General features: G+C 66.2%; 2 protein-coding genes. Both read left to right on the top strand.

All coding sequences use genetic code 11. The annotated features are described in order from the left end of the window. Nucleotides 1–204 precede the first annotated feature (204 nt). Nucleotides 205–654: a DUF4389 domain-containing protein gene (locus OXU43_07085; protein MDD9824918.1), complete on the top strand. Its 450-nt coding sequence runs from the start codon at nt 205–207 to the stop codon at nt 652–654. 271 nt (nt 655–925) lie between these two features. Further along, nucleotides 926–4,639: an FAD-dependent oxidoreductase gene (locus OXU43_07080; GenBank protein ID MDD9824917.1), complete on the top strand. Its 3,714-nt coding sequence runs from the start codon at nt 926–928 to the stop codon at nt 4,637–4,639. Nucleotides 4,640–4,894 lie beyond the last annotated feature (255 nt).

The raw sequence follows: 4,894 nt of genomic DNA, 5'->3' as shown, positions 1-4,894 counted from the left end.
CCTGCCGAACATTATCCCCCACGCCGCGCCGCAGGCAATCCCCCGCGAACAGCCGGTGTACAGGCTCAGACACGCAAACCGGAATCTCATACGCGCTGCCGAGGCCGCAAGAGGGATTCCGGCTTGCGCGCCGGAATACATCTTCTCGATTCATGCCGTATAATCCCGGCTTGGGGTTTTTTCGCAGCAACGGAGGACAGGACCATGGCAGAGGACAAGGAACAGAAATCCACCCCTCAGGGCAGGAAAGCGGAACACACGCCGCCCGGCACGGAAAAGGCGCGGGACGCGGACAGCGGCAAGAAAACGGCTGCCGCCGCCAAAAAGCCCCCGCCCGCCTGGTTGACCGCCATGACCAACCGCCTGGGCAGCTGGGCGCACTGGCAACGAGGGCTGTTCATGCTGGGCTTTGGCATATTGTTCTATTTCTGTTTCGCCTGGCTGATCTGGATCCTGGTTTTGTTCCAATTTCTGGCCCAGCTGCTAGTGGGCAAAATCAACCCGCAATTGCTGGAACTTAGCGAGCGCGCCAGCAGCTACGCCGAGCAGATCCTGCGCTACGTCACCTACCAGACCGAGGAACGGCCCTGGCCCTTCGGCAAGTCCCCGCAACGGGCGCGACGCCCTTCCCGCGGCGGCAGCCGGAAGCGCTGAACACCGCCGCCCGCTACGGGCACCCCGCCGCCCTGGAGATGCGCTCGCAAGGCGCGCCGTGCAGGGGCGCCATGGGGACGCAGGCAGCGCTACACGACGGATAGCGCTGTCCTTTAGCGCGCCGTATCGTTACAATCGCCCACGAACTCGTGCAGACCTCCTCCGCGACAACTGCCGCCCCAAGGGGGGCGCCTCTACTGCGCCCCCACGCCTCCAGCGTGAAATGGGGCCCGGCCCTCCCGATACGACCACGGCGCCGCCGCACGGCAGAGTGAGCGAAACCTTGCGCCCGGGCATTCCGGGATTTTCCTACGCGGATCTGCACGACCCGGTGCGCCTGCGCGACCTGGCGCGGCGCTTCGAGGAAGACCTGGAGCGGGAGGACGCCGCACTGTGCCGCCGCTACCGGGACTACCTGCGGCCTGACGGCGAGTCCATGCCGGCGGTACAAAGCTCGGCTTTGCTGGTCGAGGTGGCCCCGCATCTAAGCCGCTTTGTGGAACGGCTATTCCGGCTCCAAGAGGCCGCGGGAGAAAAACGCGCCCGGGCACGACGGGAGTTGGACACCGTCTTCGCCTTCCGCCGGGAGGTGGCGCAGCACTTGGCCGAACGGTTCCGAAACGACGATGTGGACACCTGGAATGCGGCATTGCTGGAGCGCAAACTGCAGCGCTTGACGCAGGTCGTCGCCCCAGGCGCCGACGATCCGGAATGGCGGCTATGCAAAACCGGCATGACTTTGGCAAGGCTGGCCGGACGCCTGAAAGAGCCCCCGGAAAAAGCCGCGGCCGCAACGGAGGCGGCGGCCATCGCGGCGGCATTGCGGGCTGCCGGCACGGCGCCCGGCACAGCAACCGACGACGCGGCGTTATTCGCCGCGGAACTGGAGATGCAGGCGCCGACCGCCCTGGCCGAGGCCCTGCTGCAATGCGTGGAACGGTGGTGCTGGCTGTGCCTGCAACGCCCACGACTATTGCCGCGGGCCGCTAACTGGATCTGCCTGAAGACGCCGCGCAAGAACGACTTCGGGACACTGGTGACGCACCAGCGCCGCCGCCGCGACGGCTACGAAAGCTGGGCCGCGAAACCGGAAGATCGCCGGCACCGCAACGGCTTCGACCTCACCGACCGCCGCTGCAACCTGAGACAGGAACTCTACGAACTGGAGCGCTGCCTCTACTGCCACGACCGCGCCGCCGATTCCTGTTCCCGGGGGATGCGGAACCGCAAGACCGGCGATTACCGGCGCAATCCGCTGGGCAACGCGATCATCGGCTGCCCGCTGGAAGAAAAAATCTCCGAGATGCAGTTGCTGGCCCGGCACGGCGACTACATCGGGGCGCTGGCGCTGATCATGGTGGACAACCCCATGTGTCCGGGGACCGGACACCGCATCTGCAACGATTGTATGAAGGGCTGCATCTTTCAGAAGAGCGAGCCGGTCAACATCCCGCAGGTGGAGACCTTCGCGCTGACCCAGGTGTTGTTCATGCCCTGGGGGTTCGAGATCTACAGCCTGCTGGCGCGCTGGAACCCGTTGAACCGGAGACGTCCCTACTCGCTGCCCTACAACGGCAAGAACGTGCTGGTGGTCGGCATGGGCCCGGCGGGCTACACCCTGGCGCATTACCTGCTGAACGAAGGCTTCGGCGTGGCGGGGCTGGACGCCCTGAAGATCGAACCCCTGGCGCCGGAACGAACGGGAACGGAAGGGCGTCCGCCGCAACCGTTGCGGGATTTCCGCAAACTCTACCGGCCGCTGGACCGGCGCGCCATGGCCGGCTTCGGCGGCGTCGCCGAGTATGGGATCACGGCCCGCTGGGACAAGAACCTGCTGGCCGTCATCCACCTGACGCTGGCGCGGCGGCGCTCCTTCCGCTGCTACGGCGGCGTCCGTTTCGGCGGGACGCTGGACATCGAGGACGCCTGGGAGTTCGGCTTCGACCACATCGCGCTGGCCTGCGGGGCCGGCAAACCTACCATCATCGGAATGGAGAACAACCTGATCCGCGGCATCCGCAAGGCCTCGGACTTCCTGATGGCGTTGCAGTTAAGCGGCGCCTCCCGGCGCAATTCGCTCGCCAATCTGCAAATCCGGCTCCCCGCCGGCGTCATCGGCGGCGGCCTGACGGCCATAGACACGGCGACCGAGGCGCTGGCCTATTACCCGGAACAAGTGGAGAAGGTATTTATGCGCTACCGGCGATTGGCCGCGGATGGCATGGAGCGGCAGATCCGGGACGCCATGGACGAAGAGGAACGGGAGATCCTGGACGAATTCCTGAGCCACGCCCGCGAGCTCCGCGCCGAGCGGCGGCGGGCGCAAGACGAAGGCCGCGCCCCCGACCTGGCCTCCCTGCTGCGGCGCTGGGGGGGCGTCACCCTGTACTACCGCAAACGGGTACAGGACTCGCCTGCCTACCGCCTCAACCACGAAGAGCTGCGCGAGGCCCTGCGCGAGGGCATCGAACTGACCGAGTGCCTGACGCCGGATCAGGCGCTTGCCGACCGCTGGGGGGCGCTGCGGGCGGTGCGCTTCCGGCACACACGGCAACAGGACGGCGGATGGCAAAACTCTCGAGAGACCGTAGAAGTGCCGCTGAAAAGCCTGTTTATCGCCGCGGGCACCGTCCCGAACACCATATACGAACAGGAATATCCCTATTCCTTCCGTATGGACCGCAGCAGCTTCCAGCGCTACGAACCCGCCCGCAACGACGATGGCGGCGACGATTTTCTGCCCATGGAGGACACGCCCCTGCCCAAGGTAGGCCGGCCCGCGCCATTCACTTCGTACTGCCGGGACGGGCGCCGCATCACCTTCTACGGCGACGCGCATCCCGTCTATGCCGGCAGCGTGGTGCGGGCCATGGCCAGCGCCCGCGACGGCTATCCCTATATCGTGCGGCTGTTCGAGCGGGAACTGCGGCACCTGGACCCCGCGGCGCAGCCGCAACGGGAATTGCAACTGCGCCGCCTGTTCGCGCGGATGGACAGGCAACTGCAAGCCACGGTCCGCGAGGTGAACCGCCTGACGCCCACCATCGTCGAGGTCGTGGTCAAAGCGCCGATGCAGGCCAGAAAATTCCGGCCGGGGCAGTTCTACCGGGTACAGAACTACGAGACCCTGGCCGCCGCGGTGGAAGACACCAAGCTGGTCTCCGAGGGATTGGCGCTGACCGGCGCCTCCGTGGACAAAAAGCGGGGGCTGATCTCGCTGGTCGCCCTGGAGATGGGAAGTTCCTCACGCCTATGCGCGCTCTGGAAACCGGGCGACCCCCTGGTGGTGATGGGCGTTACCGGGCAGGCGACGGAATTGCCGGCCGGACGCACCGTGTTGCTGGCCGGGGGCGGGCTGGGCAACGCCGTACAATTCTCCATAGGCCAGTCGCTACGCGCCGCCGGGGCCCGGGTACTGTACTTTGCCGGCTACCGCCGCAGCGAGGACGTATTCAAGCCCGAAGAGATGGAGGCGGCCGCGGACATCGTCGTCTGGACCGTGGACCGCGGCAATGCGCCCATAGCGAAGCGCCGGCCACAGGACAAGACGGCCGTAGGCAATATCGTGGAAGCAATGCTGGCTTACGGCCGGGGCGAACTGGGCGCGACCCCGATCCGGCTGCAAGACGTGGACCATATGATCGCGATCGGCTCGGACCGCATGATGCGCGCCGTTAAAGAGGCGCGGCACGGCCCGCTGGCGCCCCTGCTCAAAGAGTCCCATACCGCGATCGGCTCGATCAACTCTCCCATGCAGTGCATGATGAAAGGGGTCTGCGCCCAGTGCCTGTGCCGGCACACGGACCCCCGCACCGGAGAGGAATATTTCGTTTATTCCTGCTACAACCAGGACCAGGCCCTGGACCGCGTGGACTTCGAGCACCTGAACGCGCGCCTGCGGCAGAACTCCATGCAGGAAAAACTCTCCAATTTCTGGCTGGACCGCCTGCTGGCCCGCGGCGGCGGCACCGGGGAGTCCGCGTAAGAGCCGCCGGCGACGCCTTCCAGCCCCTGTCCAGCGCCCTGGCCGCTACGCGCTGGGGGAAAGAAGCGCCCCGCGCCCCGCTCCTGCGCCAAGCCCGACCCTGGCCCGAACCGGGGCGGGAATCCACGGCGGATTGACATGACAACAGCTTCCGAACTCGGCATCCCCTATGAGATTCCGGCTTTCCAGTCTGTGCAAAAACTCCGAAAATCCAGAGCCGCGCGAAAAACTACCCACTGGCACGGCAAATATCCG

The sequence above is a fragment of the Gammaproteobacteria bacterium genome (genome assembly GCA_028817255.1).
GTDB lineage: Bacteria > Pseudomonadota > Gammaproteobacteria > Porifericomitales > Porifericomitaceae > Porifericomes > Porifericomes azotivorans.
The sequence above is the reverse complement of the archived record's forward strand: the minus strand, read 5'-3'. Positions and strand labels throughout refer to the sequence as shown.